The 26492-nt window shown below is 66.0% G+C and carries 27 protein-coding genes; 15 read left to right on the forward strand and 12 right to left on the reverse strand.

Going from position 1 to position 26492, the window contains the following annotated elements:
- Window positions 1-5: 5 nt before the first annotated feature.
- Window positions 6-1250, reverse strand: a complete 1245-nt coding sequence (locus ACZ5BO_RS22475) for a TPM domain-containing protein (RefSeq protein WP_464696515.1) — start codon at window positions 1248-1250, stop codon at window positions 6-8.
- A gap of 294 nt (window positions 1251-1544) precedes the next feature.
- Between ACZ5BO_RS22475 and ACZ5BO_RS22480 the strand changes: the two genes are divergently transcribed.
- A complete protein-coding gene (locus ACZ5BO_RS22480) occupies window positions 1545-2081 on the forward strand; it encodes a DinB family protein (RefSeq protein WP_464696516.1) in 537 nt (178 codons plus the stop codon).
- Here the strand turns inward: ACZ5BO_RS22480 and ACZ5BO_RS22485 are convergent, their stop codons facing one another.
- Window positions 2082-2393: a hypothetical protein gene (locus tag ACZ5BO_RS22485; RefSeq protein ID WP_464696517.1), complete on the reverse strand. Its 312-nt coding sequence runs from the start codon at window positions 2391-2393 to the stop codon at window positions 2082-2084.
- A gap of 92 nt (window positions 2394-2485) precedes the next feature.
- Between ACZ5BO_RS22485 and ACZ5BO_RS22490 the strand changes: the two genes are divergently transcribed.
- From ACZ5BO_RS22490 to ACZ5BO_RS22500, 3 genes are all read left to right on the forward strand, one after another.
- The gene (locus ACZ5BO_RS22490; RefSeq protein ID WP_464696518.1) at window positions 2486-2785 is read left to right on the forward strand and encodes a YceK/YidQ family lipoprotein; all 300 of its coding nucleotides are present in this window, start codon (window positions 2486-2488) and stop codon (window positions 2783-2785) included.
- Between the two features lie 63 nt (window positions 2786-2848).
- A complete protein-coding gene (locus ACZ5BO_RS22495) occupies window positions 2849-3103 on the forward strand; it encodes a YceK/YidQ family lipoprotein (protein WP_464696519.1) in 255 nt (84 codons plus the stop codon).
- A 60-nt stretch (window positions 3104-3163) separates the two neighbouring features.
- Entirely contained in the window at window positions 3164-3553 is a 390-nt protein-coding gene (locus tag ACZ5BO_RS22500; protein ID WP_025126680.1) for a YceK/YidQ family lipoprotein, read from the forward strand.
- 42 nt (window positions 3554-3595) lie between these two features.
- Here ACZ5BO_RS22500 and ACZ5BO_RS22505 read toward each other — a convergent pair whose 3' ends face one another.
- Complete coding sequence (locus tag ACZ5BO_RS22505) at window positions 3596-4369, reverse strand: EAL domain-containing protein (RefSeq protein ID WP_464696520.1); 774 nt, start codon at window positions 4367-4369, stop codon at window positions 3596-3598.
- 248 nt (window positions 4370-4617) lie between these two features.
- Between ACZ5BO_RS22505 and ACZ5BO_RS22510 the strand changes: the two genes are divergently transcribed.
- Window positions 4618-5622 (forward strand): AraC family transcriptional regulator, encoded by a 1005-nt coding sequence (locus tag ACZ5BO_RS22510; RefSeq protein WP_025126678.1) that lies wholly within the window; start codon window positions 4618-4620, stop codon window positions 5620-5622.
- Window positions 5623-5667: 45 nt separating this feature from the next.
- Here ACZ5BO_RS22510 and ACZ5BO_RS22515 read toward each other — a convergent pair whose 3' ends face one another.
- The gene (locus tag ACZ5BO_RS22515) at window positions 5668-6189 is read right to left on the reverse strand and encodes an SgcJ/EcaC family oxidoreductase (protein ID WP_025126677.1); all 522 of its coding nucleotides are present in this window, start codon (window positions 6187-6189) and stop codon (window positions 5668-5670) included.
- Between the two features lie 179 nt (window positions 6190-6368).
- Between ACZ5BO_RS22515 and ACZ5BO_RS22520 the strand changes: the two genes are divergently transcribed.
- Genes ACZ5BO_RS22520 through ACZ5BO_RS22535 form a run of 4 tightly spaced genes read left to right on the forward strand, consistent with a single transcriptional unit; the run spans window position 6369 to window position 10970 of the window.
- Entirely contained in the window at window positions 6369-7532 is a 1164-nt protein-coding gene (locus tag ACZ5BO_RS22520) for a sensor histidine kinase (protein WP_464696521.1), read from the forward strand.
- The gene (locus ACZ5BO_RS22525; protein WP_025126675.1) at window positions 7529-8197 is read left to right on the forward strand and encodes a response regulator; all 669 of its coding nucleotides are present in this window, start codon (window positions 7529-7531) and stop codon (window positions 8195-8197) included. Before ACZ5BO_RS22520 ends, ACZ5BO_RS22525 begins: the two co-directional genes overlap by 4 nt.
- Window positions 8194-10521, forward strand: a complete 2328-nt coding sequence (locus ACZ5BO_RS22530; protein ID WP_464696522.1) for an ATP-binding protein — start codon at window positions 8194-8196, stop codon at window positions 10519-10521. The genes ACZ5BO_RS22525 and ACZ5BO_RS22530 overlap by 4 nt, the downstream gene beginning before the upstream one ends.
- Entirely contained in the window at window positions 10518-10970 is a 453-nt protein-coding gene (locus tag ACZ5BO_RS22535) for a response regulator (RefSeq protein ID WP_464696523.1), read from the forward strand. The genes ACZ5BO_RS22530 and ACZ5BO_RS22535 overlap by 4 nt, the downstream gene beginning before the upstream one ends.
- A 76-nt stretch (window positions 10971-11046) precedes the next feature.
- Here ACZ5BO_RS22535 and ACZ5BO_RS22540 read toward each other — a convergent pair whose 3' ends face one another.
- Complete coding sequence (locus ACZ5BO_RS22540) at window positions 11047-11844, reverse strand: AraC family transcriptional regulator (protein ID WP_464696524.1); 798 nt, start codon at window positions 11842-11844, stop codon at window positions 11047-11049.
- An 85-nt stretch (window positions 11845-11929) separates the two neighbouring features.
- On the opposite strand from ACZ5BO_RS22540, the gene ACZ5BO_RS22545 reads away from it, so the two are divergent.
- The 3 genes from ACZ5BO_RS22545 (at window position 11930) to ACZ5BO_RS22555 (ending at window position 14943) form a co-directional block, all read left to right on the forward strand.
- Window positions 11930-12928, forward strand: coding sequence for a bile acid:sodium symporter family protein (locus ACZ5BO_RS22545; RefSeq protein WP_025126671.1), 999 nt, complete (start codon window positions 11930-11932; stop codon window positions 12926-12928).
- Between the two features lie 114 nt (window positions 12929-13042).
- On the forward strand, window positions 13043-14071 hold the full coding sequence (locus ACZ5BO_RS22550; protein ID WP_464696525.1) for a leucine-rich repeat domain-containing protein: 1029 nt from the start codon (window positions 13043-13045) through the stop codon (window positions 14069-14071).
- 188 nt (window positions 14072-14259) lie between these two features.
- A complete protein-coding gene (locus ACZ5BO_RS22555; protein ID WP_025126669.1) occupies window positions 14260-14943 on the forward strand; it encodes a hypothetical protein in 684 nt (227 codons plus the stop codon).
- 64 nt (window positions 14944-15007) lie between these two features.
- Here ACZ5BO_RS22555 and ACZ5BO_RS22560 read toward each other — a convergent pair whose 3' ends face one another.
- The 5 genes from ACZ5BO_RS22560 to ACZ5BO_RS22580 all read right to left on the reverse strand — a co-directional run bounded on the left by ACZ5BO_RS22560 (window position 15008) and on the right by ACZ5BO_RS22580 (window position 20644).
- Window positions 15008-15904 (reverse strand): serine hydrolase domain-containing protein, encoded by an 897-nt coding sequence (locus ACZ5BO_RS22560; protein ID WP_464696526.1) that lies wholly within the window; start codon window positions 15902-15904, stop codon window positions 15008-15010.
- A gap of 93 nt (window positions 15905-15997) precedes the next feature.
- On the reverse strand, window positions 15998-16216 hold the full coding sequence (locus tag ACZ5BO_RS22565; protein WP_464696527.1) for a DUF4287 domain-containing protein: 219 nt from the start codon (window positions 16214-16216) through the stop codon (window positions 15998-16000).
- 175 nt (window positions 16217-16391) lie between these two features.
- Window positions 16392-17246, reverse strand: a complete 855-nt coding sequence (locus ACZ5BO_RS22570; RefSeq protein WP_025126667.1) for a hypothetical protein — start codon at window positions 17244-17246, stop codon at window positions 16392-16394.
- Between the two features lie 481 nt (window positions 17247-17727).
- Window positions 17728-19923 (reverse strand): OsmC domain/YcaO domain-containing protein, encoded by a 2196-nt coding sequence (locus ACZ5BO_RS22575; RefSeq protein WP_025126666.1) that lies wholly within the window; start codon window positions 19921-19923, stop codon window positions 17728-17730.
- 190 nt (window positions 19924-20113) lie between these two features.
- Complete coding sequence (locus tag ACZ5BO_RS22580; protein ID WP_464701349.1) at window positions 20114-20644, reverse strand: glyoxalase superfamily protein; 531 nt, start codon at window positions 20642-20644, stop codon at window positions 20114-20116.
- 337 nt (window positions 20645-20981) lie between these two features.
- Here ACZ5BO_RS22580 and ACZ5BO_RS22585 point away from each other — a divergent pair, with 337 nt between their 5' ends.
- Together ACZ5BO_RS22585 and ACZ5BO_RS22590 are read left to right on the forward strand one after the other, a co-directional pair.
- Complete coding sequence (locus ACZ5BO_RS22585) at window positions 20982-21602, forward strand: LysE family translocator (RefSeq protein ID WP_464696528.1); 621 nt, start codon at window positions 20982-20984, stop codon at window positions 21600-21602.
- A gap of 63 nt (window positions 21603-21665) precedes the next feature.
- Complete coding sequence (locus ACZ5BO_RS22590; protein WP_464696529.1) at window positions 21666-22028, forward strand: hypothetical protein; 363 nt, start codon at window positions 21666-21668, stop codon at window positions 22026-22028.
- 31 nt (window positions 22029-22059) lie between these two features.
- On the opposite strand, the gene ptrR is transcribed toward ACZ5BO_RS22590, so the two are convergent.
- Window positions 22060-22938 carry a putrescine utilization regulator PtrR gene (gene ptrR / locus ACZ5BO_RS22595; RefSeq protein ID WP_464696530.1) on the reverse strand — a complete coding sequence of 293 codons (879 nt, stop codon included), beginning with the start codon at window positions 22936-22938 and terminating at the stop codon, window positions 22060-22062.
- Window positions 22939-23039: 101 nt separating this feature from the next.
- Between ptrR and ACZ5BO_RS22600 the strand changes: the two genes are divergently transcribed.
- A complete protein-coding gene (locus ACZ5BO_RS22600; protein ID WP_464696531.1) occupies window positions 23040-24431 on the forward strand; it encodes an aldehyde dehydrogenase family protein in 1392 nt (463 codons plus the stop codon).
- Between the two features lie 309 nt (window positions 24432-24740).
- Here ACZ5BO_RS22600 and ACZ5BO_RS22605 read toward each other — a convergent pair whose 3' ends face one another.
- Entirely contained in the window at window positions 24741-26426 is a 1686-nt protein-coding gene (locus tag ACZ5BO_RS22605; RefSeq protein ID WP_464696532.1) for an alpha/beta hydrolase, read from the reverse strand.
- Between the last annotated feature and the right edge of the window lie 66 nt (window positions 26427-26492).

Here is a 26492-nt window from a genome sequence, read left to right on the forward strand (position 1 = left end):
ACAGCTCACCAACTGCCCGAAGCACCGCCCCCTCCGCTGGATCCGCCGCCCCCGGAAAAACCACTGCCTGAACTGGAACTGGAGCGCGAGCCACTGCTGCCGCTGCTGCCACCCCCGCTGCTCCAGCGAAAGCCACTGCTGCCGGCAAACAGCAGCAGGGCGAGAAAATAAGTGAAGGGCAAAACCGTCAGCCAGCGCAGCCCATCACTCCAGGCGCCCACTGCCGAGCCCAACAGCAGAAGCAGCACCAGCAGCACGCCCAGCCGCCACAGGAACCCCCGGGAACTCTTTCTCCAGGTGTTGCGCATCATTCGGAACAACAGCCAATGAGCGCCCAGCACCAGCAGCACGCTGGCCGGCGCAGCCAGGCCGTAAAGAAAGGTCGCGCTGCCCTGGTAGCGACTGATCAGGGTCAGCAGGGCGATGTACAACAGCAGGCCCAGCACGCCATAAAACACCCGGCGCGCCTGCCAGAGGCCGGCAAAGGTCGCCCCTCCCACCAGCATGCACAGCGGCACCACCAATGATTGCACCAGCCACTCGCGCCCACCCACGCCGGCCACCAGCAATACCGCGGCCAGCAACAGCCCGGCCAGGACTCGGCGCCACCGCCAGCCAGCGGCCAGCATCACCCCGGCCACCGAGCCGAAGACAAACGCCAGCAACAGGGCATAGGCCTCTGGCGGCACCGATAGCGGCGCCGCAGCCGAAGATGCCGCCGGTTGCGGCAAGGTTCCACCGTCAATCAGCAGGATCAGGTCATCCAGGGCGCGGTCGATGCCGCCGGCAAAGTCGCCCTGGCGAAAGGCCGGGGTCAGGTCCCGGGCGATGATCTGCCCGGCCAGCAGGTCGGTGACCTGCCCTTCCAGGCCATAGCCGACCTCGATCCGCACCTGGTGGTCATTCTTCGCCACCAGCAGCAGGATGCCGTCATCAACCCCCTTGCGCCCCAGCTTCCAGGCACGAAACAGCTGGTTGCTCAGGGCCTCGATGCTCTGCTGGCCCAGGTTGGGCACCAGCATCACGGCCATCTGCGTGCCGCGCCGCTGCTCCAGGGCCGCAAGCTTGTGTTCCAGCCGTTCCTGGGTAACGGCATCGAGGGTACCGCTCAGGTCGATGACCCGACGATCCAGGGCGACCTTCACCAGCCCTGGCGGCGCAGGGTCGGCGAACACCTGCGCCGGCAACAGCAGCCCCAGGAACAGCGCCAGCCACAGGCCGCGCCCTTGTTGCCACATTCGCTTGATCATCCGCCCGCTACCCGTGTCGCTCGTCCTGAAGGGGCGAACTTTACCACCGCCGGTGCCAGGCCCCAGGTGCCGCAGTCAACAGTCAATACAAAAACACCGGGCCGCCTATCCGCCCAGCCCGGTTCCCGCCAGGCTGCCGTCGCAGCACGGCAGGCCTCACGCCAGGCGGCTCACGCCGAGGATTGTGGAAGTGCCTGCCGCTGTTCCGGCGCAACACGCTCCTTGCACGCCAGCCCCCAGGCTTGCCAAGCTTGCACTCGCCTGATCGAGCCCCCGACATGACAAGGAACGGCAATGAACCGCACCGAGCACCTGTGCCTGATGGCCCGCTACAACCAGTGGATGAACAGCAAGCTGTACAGCGCCGCCATGGGCCTGTCCGATGCGCAACTGGCTCTGGACCGGCAGGCCTTTTTCGGCTCGATCCTCGGCACCCTCAATCATTTGCTGGCCGGCGACACCATCTGGCTCAAGCGGTTTGCCCAGCACCCGGCGCAGTTTGCGGCCCTGGCGCCGCTGCAGCAGGTGGCCCTGCCAGGGGACCTCAAGAGCCTGCTGTTCCCTAACCTGGGCGGGCTCTGGCAGCAGCGTCAGTGGCTGGACCAGTTGATTCTCGATTTCAGCCAGTCCCTGAACGACATCGACCTGGACAGCAGCCTGCATTACGCCAACACCCGCGGCGTGGTCGCCGAGCGTGATTTCTATAGCCTGCTGGTGCATTTCTTCAACCACCAGACCCACCACCGCGGCCAGGCCAGCACCCTGCTGACCCAGGCCGGGGTGGATGTCGGCGATACCGACCTGCTTATGCTGATACCCAGCGCAATCTGATCAGGCTTGAGCCCAACGGGCGCGCAACAGGGGCAGGCCGCGCTCGTGCCAGAAGCCCATGGAAATCCCGCCGCTGGACATGCCGCCATGGGCAAAGGCCTCGACGAAGAAATGCCCTGCCGTGCTCCAGGCCCTGCCGGTCAGTTGCTCGAAGGCCTGGACGATCAGCGCTTCCAACTGCTGCGCCGTGGCCGGCCAGGGCCTGTGGGCCAGATGCATGGCCATGGCTCGCCACAGATAGGGGTCACCCCGCAGCCCCCAGGACAGCGGCTCCTCGGCGAACAGCCGTGCGACGCTGCGCTCCTCCTTCATCGACCCCTCCCGGCACTGCGCCCAGTATTTATTCAGCGCCCAATCTAGCCTCTGCACCGGGCTTCTGCGACCATGCGCGCGGAAAAATCCGCTTGCTAAGGAATGGCGCCATCAAAGCCCTCAATGCTCTGCTCGTTGTGTCCCTGCTGTCCCTGGTGGGCTGCGGCACCCTGATCGCCCGCACCCCCAACTCCCATACCAGCTACGACTACTACAAAGGCACCCAGGCCAATATCGAACTGCTGACCATGCGTGGCGCCAGCGGTTACGACGGCTATGCCACGATCTTCTGCTGGATGAGCATCGTCTGCCCGGTAGTGGCCATCGTCAGCCTGCCGGTGGACGCCGTGGCCGACACCGCGCTGCTGCCCTATGACGCGATCAATCGCTGACTCTCGCCCCCCCCTGTTTCGACCCTGTGTGGAAGCCTGATCATCCGAAGCATCCTTTGCCTGTTGCTCAATACTCTGCTGCTAAGCGGTTGCGGCACCTACGTGGTTCGTAGCGGCCATGATTGGCGCGACGATCGCTATTACCGCGGCACAACCATGAACGCGCAGATACTCACCGGCTACGACATGGGCCACGCACGCATGATCACTGGCGCCTGCTGGGTCACGGTGGTGTGTCCGATCCTGATGATCGCCAGCCTGCCCCTGGACGCCACCGTCGACACCGTGCTGCTGCCCTACGACGCGATGAAGCCCTGAGCCTCGCCCCCTGCCACTGCCCTGAATGGAAGCCCGATCATCCGAATCATCAATTACCTGTTGCTGCTCAACACCCTGCTGCTGTCCGGCTGCGGCACCTACATGACTCGCGGCAATGCCCTGGACTTTCGCGACGACCGCTACTACCGCAGCGTCAAGACCAACGCCCAAGTGCTCACCGGCTATGACATGGGCTACGCCCGCATGATCACTGGCGGCTGCTGGGTGATGGTGGTGTGCCCGATCCTGATGATCGCCAGCCTGCCCCTGGACGCGGCGCTCGACACCGTGCTGCTGCCCTACGACGCACTCCAGCCGGAGCGGCCCAAGCGCAACATGCACGTGAACATGAAAGACATTGCCGAGGAAGACCTGCCGGCATTGCCCATCAGTGCCGAGGTGCAAGACCCGACGGCCCACACCCCGCCCATCACCCCGCAGGCTGATTGACCTCCTTCAGGCGGGCAGACGCCGTGCCCTGGCGCAACCGGGCTACACCTGATCTGACGCGCACAGCTGGGGCACCCGCTGCGCCAGGCGGCAACGTCGCCCCAGGCGATCCACCTGGGGGCGGCCGAACAGGTAGCCCTGCCCCCACTCACCACCACAGGCCGTGGCCAGCCCCTGGTCGGTGGGTAGCTCCACGCCCTCGATGATCACGCAGGGCGCCAGGGTCTTGCACAGTTGCACCAGGTGGCTGAGGGTCTGGGCACTGTTGAGTTCGCCCCGGGCGCGCTGGATATAACCCTTGTCGATCTTGACGATGTCCGGCCGGGTCTGGCGGATGAACTCCAGGGTCCCCAGGCCCGCACCGAAATCATCGATGGCCACCCGGCACCCCAGTTCCCGCAGGCACAGCACGAACTCGCTGGCCGCCTCGATGCTCGGCGGCGTGGCACTTTCGGTGATCTCGATCACCAATCGCGCGGCCAGCGAGGGTGCATCGCGCAACGCATCGAGGATGCCGTACCAATGGGCATCGATGATCGCGCTCTGGGCCGAGATGTTGCAGCCCAGGCGCAGGCGCTGGTCGCGACGCAGGCAATCGATGACGCTGAGCACCACACTGTGGTCCAGTTCGCGCATCACCTGGTGCTTTTCCAGCAGCGCCAGCGGATAGGCATCGCCACCCTGGGCATCGACATGGCGCAGCAAGCCTTCGTGGTACAGCACCCGGCTGCTGTCCGGCAGCCACACCACCGGCTGGAACGCCAGCATCAGGCGGCCCTCGGCCAGTTCGCGATAAAAGTCTTTGATGCTTTGCATGACAGATCCATAGGCAAGACAAGCGCACCCCCTTGCAAGCGTGCCGCGACGCAGTGGCCGTCGCTGGCACCCAAGGGTCCCTGCCCGATCATGATCGACCCTGCCTGGCCCCTCAGGAAGTGTTCCCGGGCACCTTTCGCTTGTCCTCGGAAGCCCCGCTCCGCGCTTAATCGTCTGCGGCCTTTTGTTTATTGCAATCATGCCCAAGGCCCCATCGATATCATTTAGCCACTAGTCCAGGAAGACCTATGCATAGAATGACCAGCGCCAGCTTTCGGGTGCTTGCCGATGTCATGAGAGAGGGTGGCGCCGATGTCGACGCCCTGCTCGAACAATTCGGCAGCAGCGCCCAGGACGTTGATGAGAACCCCAAGGGCGTAAGGCTGGAACTGGTCTATCAGGTGATGCGCGAAGCGGCCCGGCGCACCGGCAATCCCGACCTCGGGCTGCTGGCCTACGGCAAGGCCCACCCGGCCAATCTCAAGGCCCTGGGGTACGCGGTGATGTCCTGCGCGACCCTGGGCGCGGCCTTGCAACGCCTGGTGGACTATCACGCACTGATCAGCAACGGTTTCTGCATGTGCCTGGAGCGCAAGCCCCAGGCGCTCAAGCTGATCGGCTTCGACGTCACCGCCGAGCCCTCGCTGATGCCGCGGGCGCTGATCGATGCCGGCGCCGCCCAGACCCTCGGCCTGCTGCACTGGCTGCTGCCCCAGCACAAACCCAGGCCGCTGACGGCAGCCTTCACCTACCCGGAACCGGCAGACACCCAGGCCCTGCGGCGCCTGCTGGGGGACAACCTGCAGTTCTGCGCGCCCCACAACAGCCTGACCTTCAGCAACCAGGATTGCGCCATAGCCCTGCCCACCGCCGACCCGGCCCTGGACGTGCTGCACATGGAATACGCCCGCGCCCGGCTCAATGTGCTGCTCAGCGGCTCGATGACCGCGCGGGTCCGCCGAGCCCTGGCGGAGTGCCTGGCCCGAGGTGCCCCCAGCGACCTGCCGCACATTGCCGAGGTGGTCGGGGTCAGCGCCCGCAGCCTGCAACGGCGCCTGAGCCGAGAAGACGTGCACTTCTCGGCCCTGCAGGACGAAGCCCGGCTGATGCTCGCCCACAGTTTTCTGCGCAACTCCATGCGCAGCGTGAAGTACATCGGCGCGCTGCTGGGGTTTCGCGATCAGAGCAGTTTTCACAAGGCCTGCATGCGCTGGTTCGGCATGACCCCGGGGCGCTATCGAGAGCAGGCCTGAACGACGATGCCGGGCATCCGCCCGGCACCCAGATCCGCGCCTGAATCAGTGAGCCGCCTGCAACTGCGGCTGTACCTGAGGCATGGCCGAGGAATGGTGGTTGAGGATCTTCCACTGTCCGTCGATGCGCTCGTAGAGGAAGGTGTAGCGGGCCTGGACCTGCTGTTTCTGGCCGTCGGCGGCGGTCAGGCTGAAGGTATAGACGCCGCTGTCCAGGGCCGCATCCGGGCCCAGGTGGCGGATCTCCCGGTAGTTGATCTGCCCCACCGGCTGCGTCGCCAGGAAATGCTCGAAGTAATCCTGGATCTGCGCGTGGGTGCTGCGCACCTGGTTGGAGACCGTCGGCTGCAGCACCGCATTGGCCGCGTAGAGGCTGACCACCGCCTGCGGATTGCCGGTCTGCAAGGCGCTGTTCCAGCGATCGAACAGGCTGGCGATTTCCCGATCCTGCAGGTTCTGCGGCTGCTCGGCCACGCTGCGGTAGACGTAAGGGGTCGCTTCCAGGGCCTGAGCCAGCGGCGCACTGAGGACGAAGAACAGGGCCAGGGCGGTGGTTTTCAGTTTCATTGGGTGACTCCAGTGGGTTTCAATGCACCTCACTGTGCCAAGGGCCCCGGCCCTCGCCATCGGCCAACCGGTGCCCGCGGCCTATGCCATTTGGCAGATAGGCGCATCGCGGGCCAGCAGGTCTAATGCTCTGCCACCGCGCCACCGCCCTGCCCGCGCCGCTACCCTGGAGCTCCAACATGCCCACCCCGCCCCTCGACCCCGGCAGCGCCCTGGCCCTGCGCAGCCAGTACCGGCAATCGCAAAGCCGTGCCGCGCGCCTGCGCCTGCTGGTGGATACCGGCCAGGAGCTGCTGCAACTGCCGCCGCCGCACATGCGCCAGCGGGTGGTGCAGCGGGCCTGCGCCTTTGTCGCCATGGACCAGGGGCTGCTGCTGGAGTGGAACGCCGCAGGTGCCGTGCAGGCGACTGCCGAACAGGGCAGCGGCGAACCCCTGCAGGCCCTGCGCGCCCTGGCCGAACAGCCGCACTGGCTGGAGCAGCCGCCGGCGGGCGAGACGCCGATCCTGCGCATCCTCCTGCACCGCGCCGACGGCCAGGCCTTCGGCGCCCTGCTGCTGGCCAACAGTGTGCCCATCAGCGCACCGGACAGCGAAGACCTGGAGTCCCTGCAACTCTTGGCCACACTCCTGGCTGCGCACCTGGAAAACCAGCGCCTGCTGGGCGACCTGCAAGCCCGGGAGCGCAGCATGTCGGAACTGGTGCAGCGCCTGTTCAGCGCCCAGGAAGACGAGCGCAAACGCGTCGCCTACGACCTGCACGACGGCCTGGCGCAAACCCTGGCCGGCCTGCACCAGCGCTTGCAGGGCTTCGCCGGGCGCTGCCCGCCCCTGCCCCCGGAGCTGGACAGCGAATTGCAGACCATCCTGCAACTGGCCCAGGGCTGCGTCGGCGAAGGCCGGCAACTGATCGGTGGCCTGCGCCCCCATGTGCTCGACGACTTCGGCCTGCTGCGGGCCATCGACCGCGAGGCCGACCGCCTGCGCGACGCCGGGCTCGCGGTGCACTGGCTGCAGCGCTGCCCGGAGCGCTTGCCCGGGGCACTGGAAACGGCCCTGTTCCGCATCGCCCAGGAAGCCATCAACAACATCCTCAAGCATGCCCGCGCCGCCCGGGTGACCCTGAGCCTGGCGGTGCAAGCCGGGCAGGCAACGCTCGATATCCAGGACGACGGCTGCGGCTTTACCAGCCCCTGCGCCCAGGGCGCCGAGCAGTTGGGCCAGGTGGCCATGCAAGAGCGCGCCCACCTTCTGGGCGGCCATTTCAGCTGCACCAGCCAGCCCGGCGGCGGCACCCGGATCCAGGCCAGTACCCCTCTCCCCACGTTGGAGCAACGCCCATGAGTGCGCTGATACGCCTGGTCCTGGCAGACGATCACGAAGTCACCCGCACCGGCTTCGTTGCCCTGCTGGCGGGCAATCCGGAATTCGCCGTGGTGGGCCAGGCCCGTGACGGCGAAGAGGCCCTGGCCCTGTGCGAACAGCTGCGCCCGGACATTGCCATCCTCGATATCCGCATGCCGCGGCTTAACGGCCTGGGCGCCGCGCGCCTGCTGCAACAGCGCCAGCCCGAGGTCAAGGTGGTGGTCTTCACCATGGACGACAGCCCCGATCACCTGGAAGCCGCCATGGCCGCCGGGGCCATGGGCTACCTGCTCAAGGACGCCAGCCGTGCCGAGGTGATCGATGCCCTGCAGCGGGTGGCCCGGGGTGAAGAAGCCCTGAACAGCGCGGTCAGCGCTCGGCTGCTGCGGCGCATGAGCGAACGCGGCAACGGCCAGGCGCCCCAGGCCCAGCCCCTGACCGCCCGCGAGCGCCAGGTGCTGGGCCTGGTGGCCAGCGGCTTCAGCAACCGGGAGATCGGTGAAAAGCTCGGCATCACCACCGGCACCGCCAAGGCCCACGTCGAGCGAGTGATCGGCAAGCTCGGCGCCGCCGACCGCACCCAGGCCGCGGTGCGCGGTATCGCCCTGGGGCTGGTGGCGCAACCCGCCGGGCAATGGCCATGAACCTGCTCAGCGCCCGGCGCTGGGCCGACCTGCCGCTGCGGGGCAAGGCGCTGGTGGTGATCTCCCTGCCCCTGGTGATCCTGCTGCTGTCTCTGGTCCTGATCTACAGCACCGAACGCCAGACCGCCCGCGCCGAAGAGGACGTGCGCCGGGTGCTGCTGGTGCAGGGCGACATCCAGGCGGTGCACACCCTGCTGGCCGAAGCCGCCGCCAGCGTGCGCGGTTACCTGCTGACCCGGCGCGAGGACTTCCTGCCCGCCTACCTCCAGGCCCGGCCGCAGATCGAAGCGGCGCTGCAGCGCCTGGACCACAACGTGCGCGACGCGCGGATGCGCGAGCATCTGCAGGTCATCACCCCGCTGATCCGCACCAAGCTCGACGGCCTGGTAGCCCTGCGCAACGGCAGCCGTGACGACGACGCCACGGTGACCGCGATCCTGATCGACAACAAGCAGGTGCTGGACGTGCTGCGCGAGCAGATCAGCGCCATGCGCGTACGCGAGGACGCCCTGCTGGCCGAGCGCACCGGCGCCGCCGCGGCGACCCGCATGCGCCTGCTGTTCGCCACCCTGCTGGCCGCCGGCTGCGGGCTGTTCGGCGCCATCATCGCGGTGCTGTTGCTGTCCCGCGGTATCGTCACCCGGGTGCAGCAGGTACAGGGCAATGCCCAGCGCCTGGCCCTGGGCCAACCCTTACTGCCACAGGCACCGGAGCTGGACGAGATCGGCCAGCTGGGCACCCGCCTGGTGGAGGCCGGGCAACTGCTGGCCGAGCGCGAACGGGCCCTGCGCGACAACGAGGAACGCCTGCGGCTGATCATCGACGGGGTCAAGGACTACGGGATCTTCGCCCTGGACACCGATGGCCGGGTCACCACCTGGAACGTCGGCGCCGAGCGGATCAAGGGCTACCGTGAGCAGGAAATCATCGGTCGCCACTTCTCGCTGTTCTATCTGCCGGAAGAATGCCCGCAGCACCCGGACATGGCCCTGCGCGAGGCCACGGCCCACGGCCACTACATGGAAGAAGCCTGGCGCTGCCGCAAGGACGGCAGCCGCTTCTGGGCCAGTGTGGTGATCACCGCGCAGTACGACAGCAGCGGCGCCCTGCGCGGGTTCTCCAAGATCACCCGGGACATCACCGACCGCCGGGCCGCCGAAATTGCCCTGGGCACCGCCCGCGAAGAAGCCGAGCGCGCCAGCCGCGCCAAGAGCGAATTCCTCTCGCGCATGAGCCACGAACTGCGCACCCCGTTGAACGCCATCCTCGGATTCGCGCAACTGCTGGACATGGACTCCAGCGCCGGCCAACGGCCTCAGGTCGGGCATATCCTGCGGGCCGGCCAGCACCTGCTGGGGCTGATCAACGAGGTGCTGGACATCGCCCGCATCGAGGCCGGGCGCCTGCCGCTGAACCTCGAACCCCTGGCCCTGAACGCCGTGCTGCACGAAGCCCTGACCCTGGTGTCACCGATGGCCGCCGATGCCGGCATTCGCCTCGCGCCCTTGCCGGCGCTGCCGGCGGACAGCGGGGTGATCGCCGACCATCAGCGCTTGATCCAGGTGCTGCTCAACCTGCTGTCCAACGCCATCAAGTACAACCGCGCGGACGGCGAGGTCAGCCTCGAAGTGGCCAGCGACGCGGCGCGCCTGCGCCTGAGCGTGATCGACACCGGCGCCGGGATAGCCGCCGAGCATCTGCAGCGCCTGTTCAAGCCCTTCGAGCGCCTGGACGCCGACCCCAGGGTCGAGGGCACCGGCCTGGGGCTGGCCCTGAGCAAGAGCCTGCTGGAAATGATGGACGGCAGCCTCAGCGTGCACAGCACCCCGGGCAGCGGCTGCCGCTTCACCCTGGAACTGCCCTTTGTGCGCCTGCCCGAAGCGCCCGCCGTGGCGCCCTTTGCCGCCCCGGCCCTGAACCCGCCGAGCACGCAACGGGCGCCGCGCTACCAGGGCAAGGTGCTGTACATCGAGGACAACCTGCAAAGCCTGGCGCTGATCGAGACCCTGTTGCAGCGCCGCCCCGGCGTCCAGTTGCTGACCAGCATGCAGGGGCAGATCGGCCTCGACCTGGCCCGCCAGCACGCACCGCAGCTGATCCTGCTGGACGTCAACCTGCCGGACCTGCAAGGCCTGGAAGTGCTGCAACGGCTGCGGGCCTCCAGCGCCACCGCCAGCACGCCGATCCTGATGATCACCGCTGACGCCAGCGAGCCGACCCGGCGCGCCCTGAGCGAAGCCGGGGCCACGGCGATCCTGACCAAGCCGATCCCGATCCCGGCCTTTCTCGCCCACCTTCAGACCTACCTCCCGGAGCCTGCATGAGCAGCGATTTACGCATCCTGATCGTCGACGACCAGCGCCCCAACCTGGAACTCATGGAGCAGTTGCTGGCCCGTGAGGGCCTGCACAACGTGCTCGGCAGCACCCAGCCGCTGCGCACCCTGGAGCTGTTCAACAGCTTCGAACCGGACCTGGTGATCCTCGACCTGCACATGCCCGAGTTCGACGGCTTTGCCGTGCTCGAACAACTCAACCGGCGGATCCCGGCCAACGATTACCTGCCGGTGCTGGTGCTGACCGCCGACGCCACCCGCGAAACCCGCCTGCGGGCCCTGGCCCTGGGGGCCCGGGATTTCATCAGCAAGCCCCTGGATGCTCTGGAAACGATGCTGCGGATCTGGAACCTGCTGGAGACCCGCGCCCTGTACAAGACCCTGCGCACCCTGCTGCCGCCGGAGCAGATCGAACTGCTGCGCCATCCGCGCGCCTGAGGCACCTGGACGCGGTACGCCTTGCCCAGCCCGTCGTTGCAGGCACACACGGCGAGCCAGGCATCTCGTCCCTCGCCTACAGGCTGCGGAAAAACTCCCCTGGAGTGGCATCGAACTGCTGGCGAAAGGCGGCGATAAAGGCCGAGGTCGAATCGTAGCCGCAGGCCAGCGCCACATCGGTGACCCGCTCGCCCTGCTCCAGCGGCGTCAGCGCGCCCAGCAAACGCAGGCGCTGGCGCCAGGCGCGAAAGGTCAGCCCGGTGTCCTTGAGAAACAAGCGGCTGAGGGTCTTCTCCGTCACTCCCAGTTTGTCGCCCCACTGGCCCAGGGTGGTGGCTTGCTCCGGGTGCGCCTGCAGGCTGCGGTAGATCGAGCGCAGGCGCGCGTCATGGGGCAACGGCAGCATCAGGTCCAACTGCGGCGCGGCGGCCAGCTGGTCCAGCAGCACCTGGGCCAGGCGGCCATCGGCGCTGTCCTCGACATATTCCACCGGCAGTTCGCTGAAGCTGCGGATCAACTCCCGCAGCAGGCTGCTGACCGCCAGCACCTGGCAGTTCTCGCCCGGCGCCCAGGTGGTGACGCTGCAATCGAGGTACAGGCTGCGCATCTCGGTGCGTGGCGAGCTGAACACTCGGTGCGGCACCCCGGCGGGAATCCACACTGCCCGTTGCGGTGGCGCGACAAAGCGCCCGCCGCTGGTCTGGATCTCCAGCACCCCGGCAATCGCGTAGGACAATTGCACCCAGGGGTGGCTGTGACGCCGGGTCAGGGCGCGGTTGGGCAAGGATTCGGTGCGTCCGTAGATCGGTCGCGGCAGGCTCGGCAGACCGGGAATACTGCGCCGGACGAGTTTTTCATGTCCTTTAGGCGGCATTAACTGGCTCATTGGCGTTAGTCGGTAAACAGCGACCACGTTAGAGTCGCCCCATCGCACTTGGCAACCCCCGGATGATCCCCTTATGACTCGCTCGCGTCTCTTGCCCGACAATTTCACCCTGACCCTGATCGGCGTGGTGCTGCTGGCCAGCCTGCTGCCCGCCAGCGGCCAGGTGGCGGTCGGTTTCGGCTGGCTGACCAATATCGCCATCGGCCTGCTGTTCTTCCTCCACGGCGCCAAGCTGTCGCGCGAGGCGATCATCGCCGGTGCCGGCCACTGGCGCCTGCACCTGCTGGTGTTCGGCCTGACCTTCGTGCTGTTCCCGCTGCTGGGCCTGGCCCTCAAGCCGCTACTGTCGCCGCTGGTGGGCAATGACCTGTACATGGGCATGCTGTATCTGTGCGCACTGCCGGCCACGGTGCAATCGGCGATTGCCTTCACCTCCCTGGCCCGGGGCAACATCCCCGCGGCCATCTGCAGCGCCGCGGCGTCCAGCCTGTTCGGGATCTTCCTCACCCCGCTGCTGGTGACCCTGCTGCTGAACGTGCACGGCGATGGCGGCTCGACCCTGGATGCGATCCTCAAGATCAGCGTGCAACTGCTGCTGCCGTTCATTGCCGGGCAGATCGCCCGGCGCTGGATCGGCGCCTGGGTCGGGCGCAACAAGAACTGGCTGCGCTTCGTGGACCAGGGCTCGATCCTGCTGGTGGTCTACGGCGCCTTCAGCGAGGCGGTGATCGAAGGCATCTGGCACCAGATCCCGCTGTGGGAACTGGCCGGGCTGGTGGTCGCCTGCTGCATCCTCCTGGCCCTGGTGCTGCTGGCCTCGAGCGTTCTGGGCAAGCTGTTCGGCTTCGATCAGGAAGACCGCATCACCATTCTCTTCTGCGGCTCGAAAAAGAGCCTGGCCACCGGCGTGCCCATGGCCCAGGTGCTGTTCGCCGGCAGCACCATGGGCGTGCTGATCCTGCCATTGATGCTGTTCCACCAGATCCAGTTGATGGTCTGCGCGGTGCTGGCCCAGCGTTACGCCAAGCGCCCGGAATCGGTGGCGGAACTCATGGCCCAGGTGGACCCTTAAGCCGGCAAGCCCCGTCGAACCGCAGCGGCCCGCAGCACCACCGGGCCGCCTGCACATGGCGACCCAGAGCGGGCGATGGCATGATGCGGCAGCGACAATCACCCAGGACCGCGGATGTTTCCCCATCGAATACAAGCCCCCGACCAGGCCGGGCTGGACCAGCAAGTCAGCGCCCGGCTGGAGGCCGACCCGCAGGCCCGGGTGATCGTCCAGTTCGCCAACGCCGAGCAGTACGATACCGAGCTGCTCCAGGCCATCGATGCCCTCTGCGCCCGCTTCGGCCAGCGCCTCAACCTGCGCTTCTACAGCCACTATCCCGGCAGCGCCTTTGATGGCCGGACCTTGTCCGCCCTGCCCCACGTGCAGTCCCTGAGCCTGGATTGCCTGGATCAGTTGCAGCACCACGAGATCCTGGGCGAGTTGCCGCAGCTCAAGGATTTTGCCCTGCAGGTGATCAGCGCCCACCTGCCCGACCTGCTGGCCCTGCCCAACTTCAGGCAACTGCAGCAACTGCGCCTCTCCCAGGACAAGGGCGCGGCCATCGATCTGGCGCCGCTGGCGCAGATGCCCGAGCTGCACAACCTGTCCATCAGCGTGCAGAGCCGCAACCTCGACGCCCTCGCCCAGTGCCCGAATATCAGCGCTTTATCCCTGCACCGCATGCCGGCCAAGACCAGCCTGGGCATGGTCGCCGCCATGGCGGGGCTGCGCAGTCTTGCGGTCACTTTCGGCAGCCGCGACGCCATGCCGGAGCTGCACCACGCGCAGCTCACCGAGCTGGAGATCCTGCGGGTACGTGGCCTGAACCAGCTCGACCTGGGCGGTTTCCCCCAGCTGGAAATCCTCAAGATCGAGGACCAGGCACAATTGAGCTGCCTGGATCTGGCCGCGGCTCCCCACCTGCGCATGATGCGCCTGGCTAACCTCAAGGCCCTGAGCCAGCTCAAGGCGCTCAAGGCTTCGAACATCACCGACCTGCGGATCATCAACGCACCGGCGCTGGACGTGCTGGCGCTGTTCGAGCAGCAGCTTCCCCCCGGCCTGGAACAGCTGAAGTTGCTGGGTGGCAAGCGTTCCCTGGACCAGCAGATCGAAGCCCGGCAATTGCAGCTGGGTATCCCCGTGCCCCAAGGGCCTTTCTGAAGGGCGCCAGCTGGGGCTGGGTGCTGTTCAGCAGCGATAGACCGGGCGATCACTCAGCACCTATACAATGCTCGGCCTTGAGTGCGCCGAATCGGACCTGGAACAAGGCGGTGTTCGCCAAGCCCTCTATGCTGCCTGCGGCTAGCTCAGCTGAGCCGCAACCCTTTTTGACCTGATACGGAGATCTCATGTCCTTTGTCCCCGCCTTTACCGATGAATTGCTGGCTCACCTGCAACAGGACGACCGCCAGCGCGTTCTCAAATCCATCATCGTCGCCTCCGCCCCCGAGCTGTGGCTGAGCCTGGAGTCGGCGGCGCTGCTGGATATCCAGCGCGACAAGTTCGGCCTGGGCGGCCAGCTGGATGAACGCACGGAGTACCGCCTCCACAGCGAACTGCCGGCCCGCAGCAACGTCCCCCGCTGGTTGATCGCCGCCGAGCGACGCAAGGTGGATATCTGGGTCGAAGACAGCTACGCCGAGAAGCCTTCCACCGCCATCGAGTTCAAGGTGGTGCACAACAACAAGAACGCCTTCCACAAGATCTGGGAAATCCGCAAGGACCTGCTCAAGCCGATTCCCCGGTCCGCGCCCAAGGAGCGCATCGAACGCTGGGGCATCGTGCTGCTGACCTACTCGCGGTTCTACAGGGACCAGCAAGGCGGCTTCACCTACGGCAAGTTCGACAGTTGCGAGGACTTTCTCCACGCCTTCAAGCAAGGGTTGAACGACAACGATGAATGGTACGACGGCGCGCCCGAGCTGGAGCTGGTCAAGGGACCGGAGCGGGTCATCGATCTGGAGGGGGCTCATTACATCGAGCCGGAGAAAAACGCCGGGGTCTATCTGGCCCTGGTCAAATGCAAGGCCTGAACCCTGGTTGAGCACGCCGCCGGGCAAGCGGATTCAACCGCGCCGTGACCGGCCCTGGTGCGGTTCACCTGACCCGGCCGGCGCCCTCCAGGGCGGCACGCAGGTGGCGCACCACCTCGAACTCCACCGGCCCTTCTGCGCCTCCCGCACTGAACACCGCGCAGGTTGCGGTGTTCTGGCCGTCCTGGCTGCGATAGACCGCCACCACACTGCCCGGCCCCACGCCCGTATGCCCGCACAAGGTCAGGCCAGTGCCGACCTCGCCCTGCATCAAGCCAAGGCCATAGCCGGGCGCGCTCCAGGGCCGACCGGGAATGGCTCCGCCCAGGCGCAGGGCCGCCTGCATCTGGGCCAGCAATGGGCCCCGGATCAGGTGCCCGTCCAGCAATAGGTCCAGCAACAGGCAGGCCTGCTCCAGCGGCCCCACCAGCAGGCCGTGATAGACCCAGCCGGGGTCGTAGGTCGAGGCCGCGCCCATGACGGCCTGCTGCAGGTCTTGCGGGGTCTTTGCCAGGCGTACCCGGGTCAACCCCAAGGGCGCCAATACACGCTGGCGCAGTGCATCCTCAAGGCTCAGGCCGGTCACCCGCTCCAGCAGTCTGGCCACGTACAGGTAGCCCAGGTTGGAATAGCCCCAGCCTGCGCCGGGGGCATAGCGCAACCTGGACGCGTCGAGGCGTTGCAGCATCTCCTCCGGCGCCCAGGGCGCGTCGCCCCTGGCCACCGCGGTGTGGTAGTCGGCCAGTGCGCTGTAGTCCGCCAGGCCGGCTTGGTGACGCAACAATTGCCGCAGCGTGAACGGGCCTTCCACAACCGGTTCATCCAGCTCGACCCGGCCCTCCTCCACCAATGTCAGCGCGGCGGCGGCAAGTACCGTCTTGGTGAAGCTCCACCAGGGAATCAGCGCCTCGGACGTATCGAATGTGCGCAGCTGGTTGTTGGCAACGAGGGAATAGCGCATCGGTGGCTGGCTCTGAAGCAAAGGGCCGTTCGGGGTCGGCATTGGGTGGAGAATTTCAGCCCAGGGGCAAGGCGCCGCAGGGCGCCTGTATCGTCAGGCGCTTTTGGCGCAGGCCAGATGATGGGCCACCAAGGCATTGGCGTGGCCATGGCCCAGGCCGTGCTCGGTCTTGAGCAGGGCCACCAGCTCCATGTGTTTTTGGCCGCCCTGGGAGGCGAGCAAGTTCAACCAGTGTGCGATGGGCTGTCCATACTTTTTCTCGATCGAAGGAAAGTACGACGCCGGGCCTTTGGTTTTTGTGTCGTCGGTCATGCTGCAGACTCCATGGTGGATGAGAGTGATTCACTGAAATCGCCCAGGGGAAAACCCCGCAGTGCTCCTGGCAATGGGCGCGCTTCAATCTAGACGAAATCCCCATGGCCATTACCTGGATTGCGCGCCGTTGCACTGCTTCGGGCGAATCGGCAATGGCCGCTGCGCCAGCTCGTCACTGCTTGACGTACTGCCACTTATTGCCGTCGAAGCGATAGCGGGTGCTGTCCGCATCACCGAGCGCCCGGGTCTTGTCCGGTCCATCGATGGTGGTGCCACTGAGCTTGACCTGCACCAGCGGCATCGGGCCGTCCCCCGGCACAAAGCTCAGCTCACCGTCGCTGCCGATACAAGGCATGACCGTGCCGTCGTCACAGGCCGCCGAGTTGTCCTCGCCGGTGAACACCGGGCCAAGGTAGGCCCAGACCCCGCCGTCGGCATAAGACCTCGGGTTCGGATTGAACACGAACAGCGAGTAGCCCTTGATGCTGACGCCACTGTCGAAGGTTTCGGTGGGCACCGCCAGCACCAGGCGCGAATCGGCGGTGCGGTACTCCAGCGGCGGGCGGGAGCTGTCCACTTCCTCCGGCTGCTCGCTGCCGCCCATGAAACCGATCTTGTGCTCGAGGTAGGTGAAGGAATAGGCCGGTGTCTTGCCCGGATCGGTGCGCTCGAAGGTCACCTGCGCCAGGCGCACCTGGACATCGGGGGCGACAAAGTCCTCGTTCTTCCTGGCCTCGCGATCCCGGGTGTGCCAGACAAAGGCGGTGTAGTAGTGCTTGCCGGCCAGGTCGAATTCCTGACCGTACCAGAAGGTCGCGACCACGCCGTTGTCCAGCTCCAGGGTGTCTTTGTCGGCGTCCACAGGGACGTTGTGAATCGCCCCGAGCACCGCGCCGTGCGGTGGCGGCCGATCCTCAGCCTGGGCCTGCGCGGGCGCCGCCAGCAGCATCGAGGCCAACAGCACCCCGGTCAGGGCCCTGCCCAGGGCACCTGGTTTGTTCGGAACTGCCTTGATCTTGGTTTTCATCGCTGGAACATCCCTGTAGAGCGTTGGAGAACATCAAACCCGTGCCTTGCCCAGCCGGACAGACAGGTGCAGGCCACTGGCATCGGTTGTGCGGCGCCCAGCCTCATCCACCGCGGCGAGCCTGGCGCGCCGATCATATAGGCAGTTTTTCAAGGCTGACAAGATACCGGCACATGGCTAGTGCCGGTCCCTCGGGAGGTCGCCGGGCCGGCTGGCCAGCCCCACAAAACAAGGGGCTTTGGCCATGCCGACCCGCCAAGGGACAGGGCGAACGCAGGCTCATCTGTGGCGAGGGCCCTTGCTCTCGCTGGGGCGCGCAGCCGCCCCCCGTGGCCACCACCGAGCACCGGCCAGAAACCCCGCCCCCCGGGGCTACCGGAGCAGTGCCCGGTAACCCCGGCCAGAGCAGGTTCTCTTGCCACCTGTCACCCCGTGGGCCCTTAGCCCTTGAGGTACTTTTCCATCAGGGTTGTGACCGAGTTCAAGCTTTCGCCTTGGCCCGTGCGCTGTGGAGCTTCTTGTAGCTGTCGATCAAGCGCAGGTGCCGGTCGAGCCCTTCCAACTTCATGCTGGTGGGGGTCAGGCCGAAGAAGCGCACGCTGCCGTCCACCGAGCCCACCGCCGCGTCCATCCGCTCGTTGCCGAACATCCGGCGGAAGTTGGCCTCGTAGTCGGCCAGTTCCAGGTCCTCGTCCAGTTGCACTTCCAGCACCACATTCACCGCCTGGTAGAACAGGCCGCGTTCCACGGTGTTGTCGTTGTACTGCAGGAAGGCCTCCACCAGCTCCTTGGCCTCGTCGTACATCTTCAACGCCAGGCAGATCAGCAACTTCAATTCGAGAATGGTCAACTGGCCCCAGGCGGTGTTGTCGTCGAACTCGATGCCGATCAGGGTGGTGATGTCGGTGTAGTCATCCAGCTCGCTGTTGTCCAGGCGCTTGAGCAAGGCCCGCAGGTGGCGCGCCTCCAGGCGGTGCAGGTTGAGGATGTCTTCGCGAAACAGCAGGGCCTTGTTGGTGTTGTCCCAGATCAGGTCCTCGATCGGGTAGATCTCCGAGTAGTCCGGCACCAGGATGCGGCAGGCCGTGGCCCCCAGGTGCTCGTACACCGCCATGTAGGCTTCCTTGCCCAGCCCTTCGAGGATGCCGAACAGCGTGGCGGCCTCGTCGGCGTTGGAGTTTTCGCCCTGGCCGGAGAAGTCCCACTCGACGAACTCGAAGTCGGCCTTGGCACTGAAGAAACGCCACGACACCACACCGCTGGAATCGATGAAGTGCTCGACGAAGTTGTTCGGCTCGGTCACCGCGTGGCCTTCGAAGGTCGGCTGCGGCAGGTCGTTCAGGCCTTCGAAGCTGCGGCCCTGGAGCAGCTCGGTGAGGCTGCGTTCCAGCGCCACTTCAAGGCTTGGGTGAGCACCGAAGGAGGCGAACACGCCGCCGGTGCGCGGGTTCATCAGGGTCACGCACATGACCGGGAATTCGCCGCCCAGGGACGCATCCTTCACCAGCACCGGGAAGCCCTGCTCCTCCAGGCCCTGGATGCCCGCCAGGATGCCGGGGTACTTGGCCAGCACTTCCTCGGGCACATCCGGCAGGGCCAGCTCGCCTTCGAGGATCTCGCGCTTCACCGCGCGCTCGAAGATTTCCGACAGGCACTGCACCTGGGCTTCGGCCAGGGTGTTGCCGGCGCTCATGCCGTTGCTGAGGTAGAGGTTCTCGATCAGGTTGGAAGGGAAATACACCACCTCGCCATCGGACTGGCGCACGAACGGCAGCGAACAGATGCCGCGCTCCACATTGCCCGAGTTGGTGTCGTACAGGTGCGAGCCCAGCAGTTCGCCCTCGGGGTTGTAGATCGCCAGGCAGTGGGCGTCGAGGATCTCCTCCGGCAGCGCATCTTTGCGGCCGGGCTTGAACCAGCGCTCTTGCGGGTAATGCACGAAGTCCGCGTTGGCGATCTCCTCGCCCCAGAACTGATCGTTGTAGAAGAAGTTGCAGTTCAGGCGCTCGATGAACTCGCCCAGGGCCGAGGCCAGCGCGGCCTCCTTGGTCGCGCCCTTGCCGTTGGTGAAACACATCGGCGAGTGGGCATCGCGGATATGCAGCGACCAGACGTTGGGCACGATGTTGCGCCAGGAGGCGATTTCAATCTTCATGCCCAGGCCGGCGAGGATCCCCGACATGTTGGCGATGGTCTGCTCCAGCGGCAGGTCCTTGCCCGGCACATAGGTGCGGGTCTGGGAGGCGGTGTCGAGCATCAGCAGGGCCTGGGCATCGGCGTCGAGGTTGTCCACTTCCTCGATGACGAACTCGGGCCCGGTCTGCACCACTTTCTTGACCGTGCAACGGTCGATGGAACGCAGGATGCCCTGGCGGTCCTTGGCGCTGATATCCGCCGGCAGCTCGACCTGGATCTTGAAGATCTGGTTGTAGCGGTTTTCCGGGTCGACGATGTTGTTCTGCGACAGGCGGATATTGTCGGTGGGGATGTTGCGCGTCTCGCAGTACAGCTTCACGAAGTACGCGGCGCACAGGGCCGATGAGGCCAGGAAGTAGTCGAAGGGGCCCGGTGCCGAGCCATCGCCCTTGTAGCGGATAGGTTGATCGGCCACCACGGTGAAGTCATCGAACTTGGCTTCAAGTCGAAGGTTGTCGAGAAAGTTAACCTTGATTTCCATGGGGGATCACCAGCATCACGAGCAAAAAATTGGCCGGTATTATCCGGCTTTTGCGCGGGAAGTCTCGTGCTTTTCGGCGCTGGCCGCCGACTGGTGCCGGGCGCCGTCTCGGCCGCTTGCCGCGAGCGCCGGGGTTGATCGGGGCCCGCCAAGGCCAAGCGGACCGGGCGCACCCAGTCCGCCCCCCGCATCAGCTTTGGCAGAAGCGGATCCGATTGCCGAACGGATCGTAGACTTCCAGCACCTGGCCCCAGCCCTGCTGGACAATATCCGGCCGCCCATAGCCGTAGCGCTTGCCCTGCAACTCGTCCCGTAACAACTCAATATTGTGCATCGGTACGAAGATCGTCGAACCCGGGCTGGCATCGCCGTGGTGCTCCGACAGATGCAACTGCAGACCACCGCGGCTGATGCCCAGGTACAAGGGCAGATCGGCCTCGAAGCGATGCTCGAAGTCGACGGCAAAACCGAGGAAATCCAGGTAGAACTCCCGGGCCTTGGCTTCGTCGAACATCCGCAGGATCGGGATCGGCCGCTCGAAGCTGATGCTCGCTTCGGCGTCTGGCCGGGGCAGCGAGGCCGCTGCGGTGTTCCAGTCCTTGTAGCCCATCTGCCGGGCCACCAGCTCCAGGGCCGTGGCATGGGACACCTGCTGGTTGCCGGCGGCCAGCGCGCTGCGCAGGCGCTTGGCCATCTGTTTGGCTTGCTCGATTGAAAACATCATTCCTCCTCGGGTCGAGGGCGCTGGGTGCTCGCATTGCCAAACCTCGACCATCAAGAGAAACGACAGGGTCTGGAACCGACAGCAATGCTTTCACCTTTCCCAAGGGGAGCGAGCGGCGGGCAGCATCGGCCCGCTGCGATCATACACAGGCGCTTTGACCGGCGAAAGATTGTTGCGGCGCCTCTGCAGCGGCGTTTTTCATAGCGCCGATGGGCAGCGCCGCTTGCAGGCCTGCGGCCTCGGGAGCAGCCTCGGCAGGTCAGGATGCCGGGTTCTTCCGGCCGCTAGTCGAGCCTGTTACTGTGCGCGAACTCCAGTTCTGGAACATGCTCCGATGTCCATCGCCGACACGCTCCTGGCCTTTACCTTGGCCGCCACCCTGCTGACCCTGACCCCGGGCCTGGACACCGCCCTGGTGCTGCGCACCGCCACCGTGGAAGGCCGGCAACAGGCGCTGCGCGCCGCCCTCGGGGTCAATGCCGGCTGCCTGATCTGGGGCGCCGCCGTGGCATTTGGCCTGGGCGCGCTGCTTGCGCTTTCGGAACTGGCCTTCAGCCTGCTCAAGTACTGCGGCGCGGCCTACCTCGCCTGGCTGGGCCTGAACATGCTGTTGCGCCCGCGGCGCTCATTCTCTGCCGCGGGTACGGGCGACAAACCCGGAACCCACTGGTTTGTCAAAGGCATGCTGGGCAACGTGCTCAACCCCAAGGTGGGGATTTTCTACGTATCCTTTCTTCCCCAGTTCATCCCCCAGGGCCAGCCGCTGGTGGCCTGGACCTTTGGCCTGGTGAGCATTCACGTGGTGATCGGCCTGGCCTGGTCTCTGCTGCTGATCGGCGCCACCCGGCCCCTGGCCGGGATGCTGCAACGGCAACAGGTGATCCAGTGGATGGACCGCACCACCGGCATGATCTTCGTGCTGTTCGCCGCGCGACTGGCGTTGAGCAAGCGCTGAGGACAAGCCCGGGCCGCCCAGGTTTCAGCGGGCGTTGCGCCGCACATTTCGGAGCCGCTTTAAATGCGTACCGCCTTTGCAATCCTGCTGTTGTTGGCCAGCACCTGGGCCGTGGCCGGCTACGACGTGCACATCACCCGCAAGCCCTTCTGGGCGGATGAGTCCGGGCCGGAAATCACCATTGAACAGTGGCAGGCTTACCTGAGGCTCGACCGCCAAGTCGCCCCGGATGCGACCAACAGCAGCGAGGACTTCCTGGTTGCCCTGCCGGGCCAATCCTTTCCCCTCTGGTACAACCCGCAACTGGGTGAGCTCTATACCAAGAACCCGACGCCGCAAGCCATCCGCAAACTGCAAGCCATTGCACAGGCGCTGGACGCCAGGGTGCAGGGCGATGACGGTGAGTTCTATCCAGCGCGCCCCTGATTCCCGCCATCGCTGACCAGCCCTCGCCCTTTCAAGCCTGCGCCAGTACCGCCCCCCGCTCCTCCAGCAACTTCACGAACATGCTCAGGCTCTGGGACACCGTGCCGCGCCGCCAGACCAGCCAGGTCTGGAGGAAACGAAAGCGCGGCGACAACGGCCAGACACTCACCGTGGCGCAACCGGGCATGCTTTCCAGCATGCTGCGGGGCATCAGCGCCAGGCCGGCACCGGCGCTGACGCAGGCCAGCATGCCGTGGTAGGACTCCATTTCATGGATCTTGCCCGGCACGGCCGCGTCCTGGGTGAACCAGCTCTCGAAGTGATGGCGGTAGGAGCAGTTGGCCCGGAAGGCGTAGATGCTTTCGCCATTGACCTCCCGCGCGCGGTTGATGGAGGCGTGCCCCAGGGGGGCGATCAGGACCATTTCTTCTTCGAACACCGGCAGCCCTTCCAGGGCCGGGTGGCGCACCGGGCCGTCAACAAACGCCGCCACCAGGCGCCCCGACAGCACGCCTTCGATCATGGTGCCCGAAGGGCCGGTGGACAGGTCCAGCTCGACCTTGGCGTATTGCTGGTTGTAGGCCGCCAACAGGGCCGGAATGCGCACCGCCGCGGTGCTTTCCAGGGAGCCCAGGGCAAAGGGCCCCTGGGGTTCTTCGCCGGCCACGGTCAGCCGCGCCTCCGCCACCAGGTCGAGAATCCGCCGCGCGTAGTCGAGGAAGTTCCAGCCGGCAGGCGACAGGCGCATGCGGCTCTTCTCGCGGATGAACAACTCCACCCCGAGGTCCTGCTCCAGTTGCTTGATCCGCGTGGTCAGGTTCGACGGCACCCGATGGATCAATTGCGCGGCAGCGCTGATGCTGCCCTGCTCGGCAACGGCCTTGAAGATTTCCAGCTGGACCAGATCCACAGCATTCTCCAAACATGAATGACTTGCTCAATATTATTCAGTTTTCAGCAAAGAACCAGCCCCGTAATCTGCCGTCAATCCCACCCGTGCAGGACGGTGCCATGACCCTTGTCTCCAACCACACCCACGCTTTGTCGATCAACCCCGCCACCGGCGAGCAGATCGGTGCCTACCCCTATGAATCCGACGCGGTGCTGGACGCTGCCCTGGGCCGCGCGGCAAGCGGCTTCGGCCAGTGGAAGCGCCAACCCGTCGGCGCCCGCGCCCAGTGGCTCCAGGCGCTGGCCCAGGCCCTGCGGGACAACAGCGAGGCCATGGCGCGGATGATCACCGAGGAAATGGGCAAGCCATTGCCCCAGGCCCGGGGCGAGATCGAAAAATGCGCCCAGCTGTGCCTGTGGTACGCCGAGCACGGCCCGGCCATGCTCGCCCCCGAAGCGACCCTGGTGGAGAACGACAAGGCGCGCATCGAATACCGCCCCCTGGGGCCGATCCTCGCGGTCATGCCGTGGAACTTCCCGATCTGGCAGGTGCTGCGCGGCGCAGTGCCGGCGCTGCTGGCCGGCAACACCTATGTGCTCAAGCACGCGCCGAATGTCATGGGCAGCGCCTACCTGCTGCTGGAGGCATTCAAGCGCGCCGGCTTCCCTGAGGGCGTGTTCGAGCTGATCAACGTCACCCCGGACGGCGTGTCCCGGGCCATCGTCGACCGCCGTATCGCCGCCGTGACCCTGACCGGCAGCGTGCGCGCCGGCATGGCCATCGGCGCCCAGGCCGGCGCGGCGCTGAAGAAGTGCGTGCTGGAACTGGGGGGCTCCGATCCCTTTATCGTCCTCAACGATGCCGATCTGGATGAGGCGGTCAAAGCCGCGGTCATTGGCCGCTACCAGAACACTGGCCAGGTCTGCGCCGCCGCCAAGCGCCTGATCATCGAGCAAGGCGTGGTGGAGGCCTTCACCCGCCAGTTCGTCGAGGCCACCCGCGCCCTGGTGGTGGGCGACCCACTGGCAGGCGACACCTACATCGGCCCCATGGCCCGCTTCGACCTGCGTGACGAGCTCGACCAACAGGTCCAGGCCACCCTGGCCGAGGGGGCAACCCTGCTGCTGGGCGGGCACAAGGCCTCAGGCACCGGCAACTACTACCCACCCACGGTGCTGGCCGACGTCACCGACCAGATGACCTCGTTCAAGCAGGAACTGTTCGGCCCGGTGGCCTCGATCATCACTGCCCGGGATGCCCGTCACGCCCTGGAACTGGCCAACGACAGCGAGTTCGGCCTGACCGCAACCGTCTACACCCGGGACCTGGAACTGGCCCGGTACTTCACCGACGAGCTGGAAACCGGCGGTGTGTTCATCAACGGCTACAGCGCCAGCGACCCGCGGGTGACCTTTGGCGGGGTGAAGAAAAGCGGCTTTGGTCGCGAGCTGTCGCACTTTGGCGTGCGCGAGTTCTGCAACGCCCAGACGGTGTGGCTGGATCGGCGCTGATGCAATGATCCGCCTGGGCCGCTGAGTGCAGGGACAGGCAAACCAACCGGATACAGCTTTCAAGGTTCTGTGCGATCTAGGGGGGGTGAAGGCGCTTGCTCTCCCTCGGGCGGCCGGTGCTCCGGGGCGCAACGCTCGTTAGCCCGGAGTGCGGGGTTTGCGGTCAAGGCTGGGCGGGCTAGCCATTGGCGCCGCTACGCCCCCCAGCGGGCGCAAGCGCCCTCGCCACGCTGGGTGTTGGCGCTTGCGTGATGGCCAAGCACTGGATGCCAGCCCGTATCGGCCAGGCACCTGGGCAGGCCTGGAGGGTCAGACGGTGTCCAGCACGAAGTACAGCAGCACCGCCGCGATCATCACCAGCCCTTCATGGTGATGGGCCAGGCCATACCCCGCCAGGCAGACCAGCACGATACTGATAACCGCCAGGAGCGAAGCACACACCTGCATCCTGAACATGAAGCGCGCCGGCGGCTGCGGGCACCAATCGGCCCCGGTCGGATCAGGCATCAACGGGCTGTGGGTGGTTTGCCCGAGTACATAATCGACAATCTGCGCCTGGTTCGGCCGTTGCAGGGCCTTGCCGTGGTTACCGTTGAACCAGCGGGTCTGTGTGCTGTAGGGATTGCCCTCCAGGTCATCGAAACCGTCGACGCCGCCCGTCCCCACATCGCTGAAACCGATCCGCTGCAAGCCTCGGCACAAGCCACCCACCGGCCAATCCTCGGAGCTGCACTGGTTGACCAGCGTGGCGACCCGATCGGGGAGCATCGCCTGCCAGGCAAACTCCCGCGGCAGCACGCAGCCGGCCAGGTACACCCGTTCAAATTTCAGGGACGACACTTGCAGCAGGCTGGTGCCGAGGATGTAGGTGCCATTGCTGTGGCCAATGAAATGGAACTGCACATCGGGGTTGCGCGCCATGTGATAGCTGTAGCGATCGAGGAACCAGGGCAGGTTGCTGCGCCGTACCCAGGGCAAGGCGAACTTGATCGCCGAGAACCAGCCGTAGGTGGAACGGTCGACGAGCACCGGCGGCTCCATGAAAGTCCCATCCGCCCCCTCGATGTTTTCCAGCTGCCGCCTGTTGATCTCCTGGTCCTTGCAGCGCTGCTCTATGGCCTCGGTCAGGTCGGTGACCCAGCCTGAATTGCCATCGCGAATGCCATGCAGCACGAACACCACCAGCCTGGGCCCGCTGACCTCCAGCGTCTGCGCTTGCGCGGGGTTGCGCGCCTGCGGATCGGGGTTCTGGAACACCTGCAATATCTGGGTAAACCCCTCAGCCGCTGGAGGCGCGTGCGGATCGAAGAGGTTGTTGTGGTCGGCCCCCTTGATGGTGACCGTGTAGGAGTTGGCAAACGCCTCGGTATCACGCACATCTTCACGGGCGACCACACCATCGATATCCCCCAGAAACTGCACGACAAAAGGCCGATGCTCCTGCCCCCGACGATGAAAGTGGCGCATCCAGGCCAAACGCAGGTCGGTGACGAAAAACGAGCCCTTCTCCAACTCCATGAGCCAGCCCAGGGCAAAACTGAACGGCGGCGTGAGAAACAGCCACTGCAGGGTCACCAGCTTCATCAGCGCCAGGCCCAAGGCCCAGGAAGCGCTGGCGTAGGGCCGGTAGCCCCGATTGAGGGAAGCGAACAACAGCACCGCCTCGACCTTGTCCCACCACTCGAGCCGCTGCGAATCATCGGCGTAGGCGCCTGCCGCCACCAGGTAAGCGTCGCGCACGACCATGCCGCCGGCACTGTGCCCCACCAGGATGATGCGCCTGCGGTCCTTGGCCAGGTGGTTGATCTTCGCGATCAGCGCCAGGGAGAGGTCGCGCACCCGGGCTCCGCGAAAGAGATTCTGCGGGCTGCGGGTATCGTGAAAATGCCAGTCACCGGCGAACCCCTGCTTACGCAGCCGCGCCTCGAGCCGCTTCCAGGCCCCGTCGAAATGGCCAAGGCCACCGACCACGATGATCAACGGTTGTTCGCCCATGGAGCACCTCCTTGTGGGTTGCCTGGCGATGCCCCGCAGCGATGCTGGCGTCGCGCCACATTAGGT

Source organism: Pseudomonas sp. FFPRI_1 (assembly GCF_055384485.1).

Coding starts and splice junctions, on each gene's coding strand:
- ACZ5BO_RS22580 (WP_464701349.1), bottom strand. CDS start 20,644: ATGTTTTCAATCGAGCAAGCCAAACAGATGGCCAAGCGCCTGCGCAGC.
- ACZ5BO_RS22560 (WP_464696526.1), bottom strand. CDS start 15,904: ATGCGCTATTCCCTCGTTGCCAACAACCAGCTGCGCACATTCGATACG.
- ACZ5BO_RS22565 (WP_464696527.1), bottom strand. CDS start 16,216: ATGACCGACGACACAAAAACCAAAGGCCCGGCGTCGTACTTTCCTTCG.
- ACZ5BO_RS22510 (WP_025126678.1), top strand. CDS start 4,618: ATGCATAGAATGACCAGCGCCAGCTTTCGGGTGCTTGCCGATGTCATG.
- ACZ5BO_RS22605 (WP_464696532.1), bottom strand. CDS start 26,426: ATGGGCGAACAACCGTTGATCATCGTGGTCGGTGGCCTTGGCCATTTC.
- ACZ5BO_RS22475 (WP_464696515.1), bottom strand. CDS start 1,250: ATGATCAAGCGAATGTGGCAACAAGGGCGCGGCCTGTGGCTGGCGCTG.
- ACZ5BO_RS22525 (WP_025126675.1), top strand. CDS start 7,529: ATGAGTGCGCTGATACGCCTGGTCCTGGCAGACGATCACGAAGTCACC.
- ACZ5BO_RS22590 (WP_464696529.1), top strand. CDS start 21,666: ATGCGTACCGCCTTTGCAATCCTGCTGTTGTTGGCCAGCACCTGGGCC.
- ACZ5BO_RS22535 (WP_464696523.1), top strand. CDS start 10,518: ATGAGCAGCGATTTACGCATCCTGATCGTCGACGACCAGCGCCCCAAC.
- ACZ5BO_RS22575 (WP_025126666.1), bottom strand. CDS start 19,923: ATGGAAATCAAGGTTAACTTTCTCGACAACCTTCGACTTGAAGCCAAG.
- ACZ5BO_RS22515 (WP_025126677.1), bottom strand. CDS start 6,189: ATGAAACTGAAAACCACCGCCCTGGCCCTGTTCTTCGTCCTCAGTGCG.
- ACZ5BO_RS22520 (WP_464696521.1), top strand. CDS start 6,369: ATGCCCACCCCGCCCCTCGACCCCGGCAGCGCCCTGGCCCTGCGCAGC.
- ACZ5BO_RS22545 (WP_025126671.1), top strand. CDS start 11,930: ATGACTCGCTCGCGTCTCTTGCCCGACAATTTCACCCTGACCCTGATC.
- ACZ5BO_RS22480 (WP_464696516.1), top strand. CDS start 1,545: ATGAACCGCACCGAGCACCTGTGCCTGATGGCCCGCTACAACCAGTGG.
- ACZ5BO_RS22570 (WP_025126667.1), bottom strand. CDS start 17,246: ATGAAAACCAAGATCAAGGCAGTTCCGAACAAACCAGGTGCCCTGGGC.
- ACZ5BO_RS22550 (WP_464696525.1), top strand. CDS start 13,043: ATGTTTCCCCATCGAATACAAGCCCCCGACCAGGCCGGGCTGGACCAG.
- ACZ5BO_RS22505 (WP_464696520.1), bottom strand. CDS start 4,369: ATGCAAAGCATCAAAGACTTTTATCGCGAACTGGCCGAGGGCCGCCTG.
- ACZ5BO_RS22585 (WP_464696528.1), top strand. CDS start 20,982: ATGTCCATCGCCGACACGCTCCTGGCCTTTACCTTGGCCGCCACCCTG.
- ACZ5BO_RS22600 (WP_464696531.1), top strand. CDS start 23,040: ATGACCCTTGTCTCCAACCACACCCACGCTTTGTCGATCAACCCCGCC.
- ACZ5BO_RS22555 (WP_025126669.1), top strand. CDS start 14,260: ATGTCCTTTGTCCCCGCCTTTACCGATGAATTGCTGGCTCACCTGCAA.
- ACZ5BO_RS22530 (WP_464696522.1), top strand. CDS start 8,194: ATGAACCTGCTCAGCGCCCGGCGCTGGGCCGACCTGCCGCTGCGGGGC.
- ACZ5BO_RS22540 (WP_464696524.1), bottom strand. CDS start 11,844: ATGCCGCCTAAAGGACATGAAAAACTCGTCCGGCGCAGTATTCCCGGT.
- ACZ5BO_RS22485 (WP_464696517.1), bottom strand. CDS start 2,393: ATGAAGGAGGAGCGCAGCGTCGCACGGCTGTTCGCCGAGGAGCCGCTG.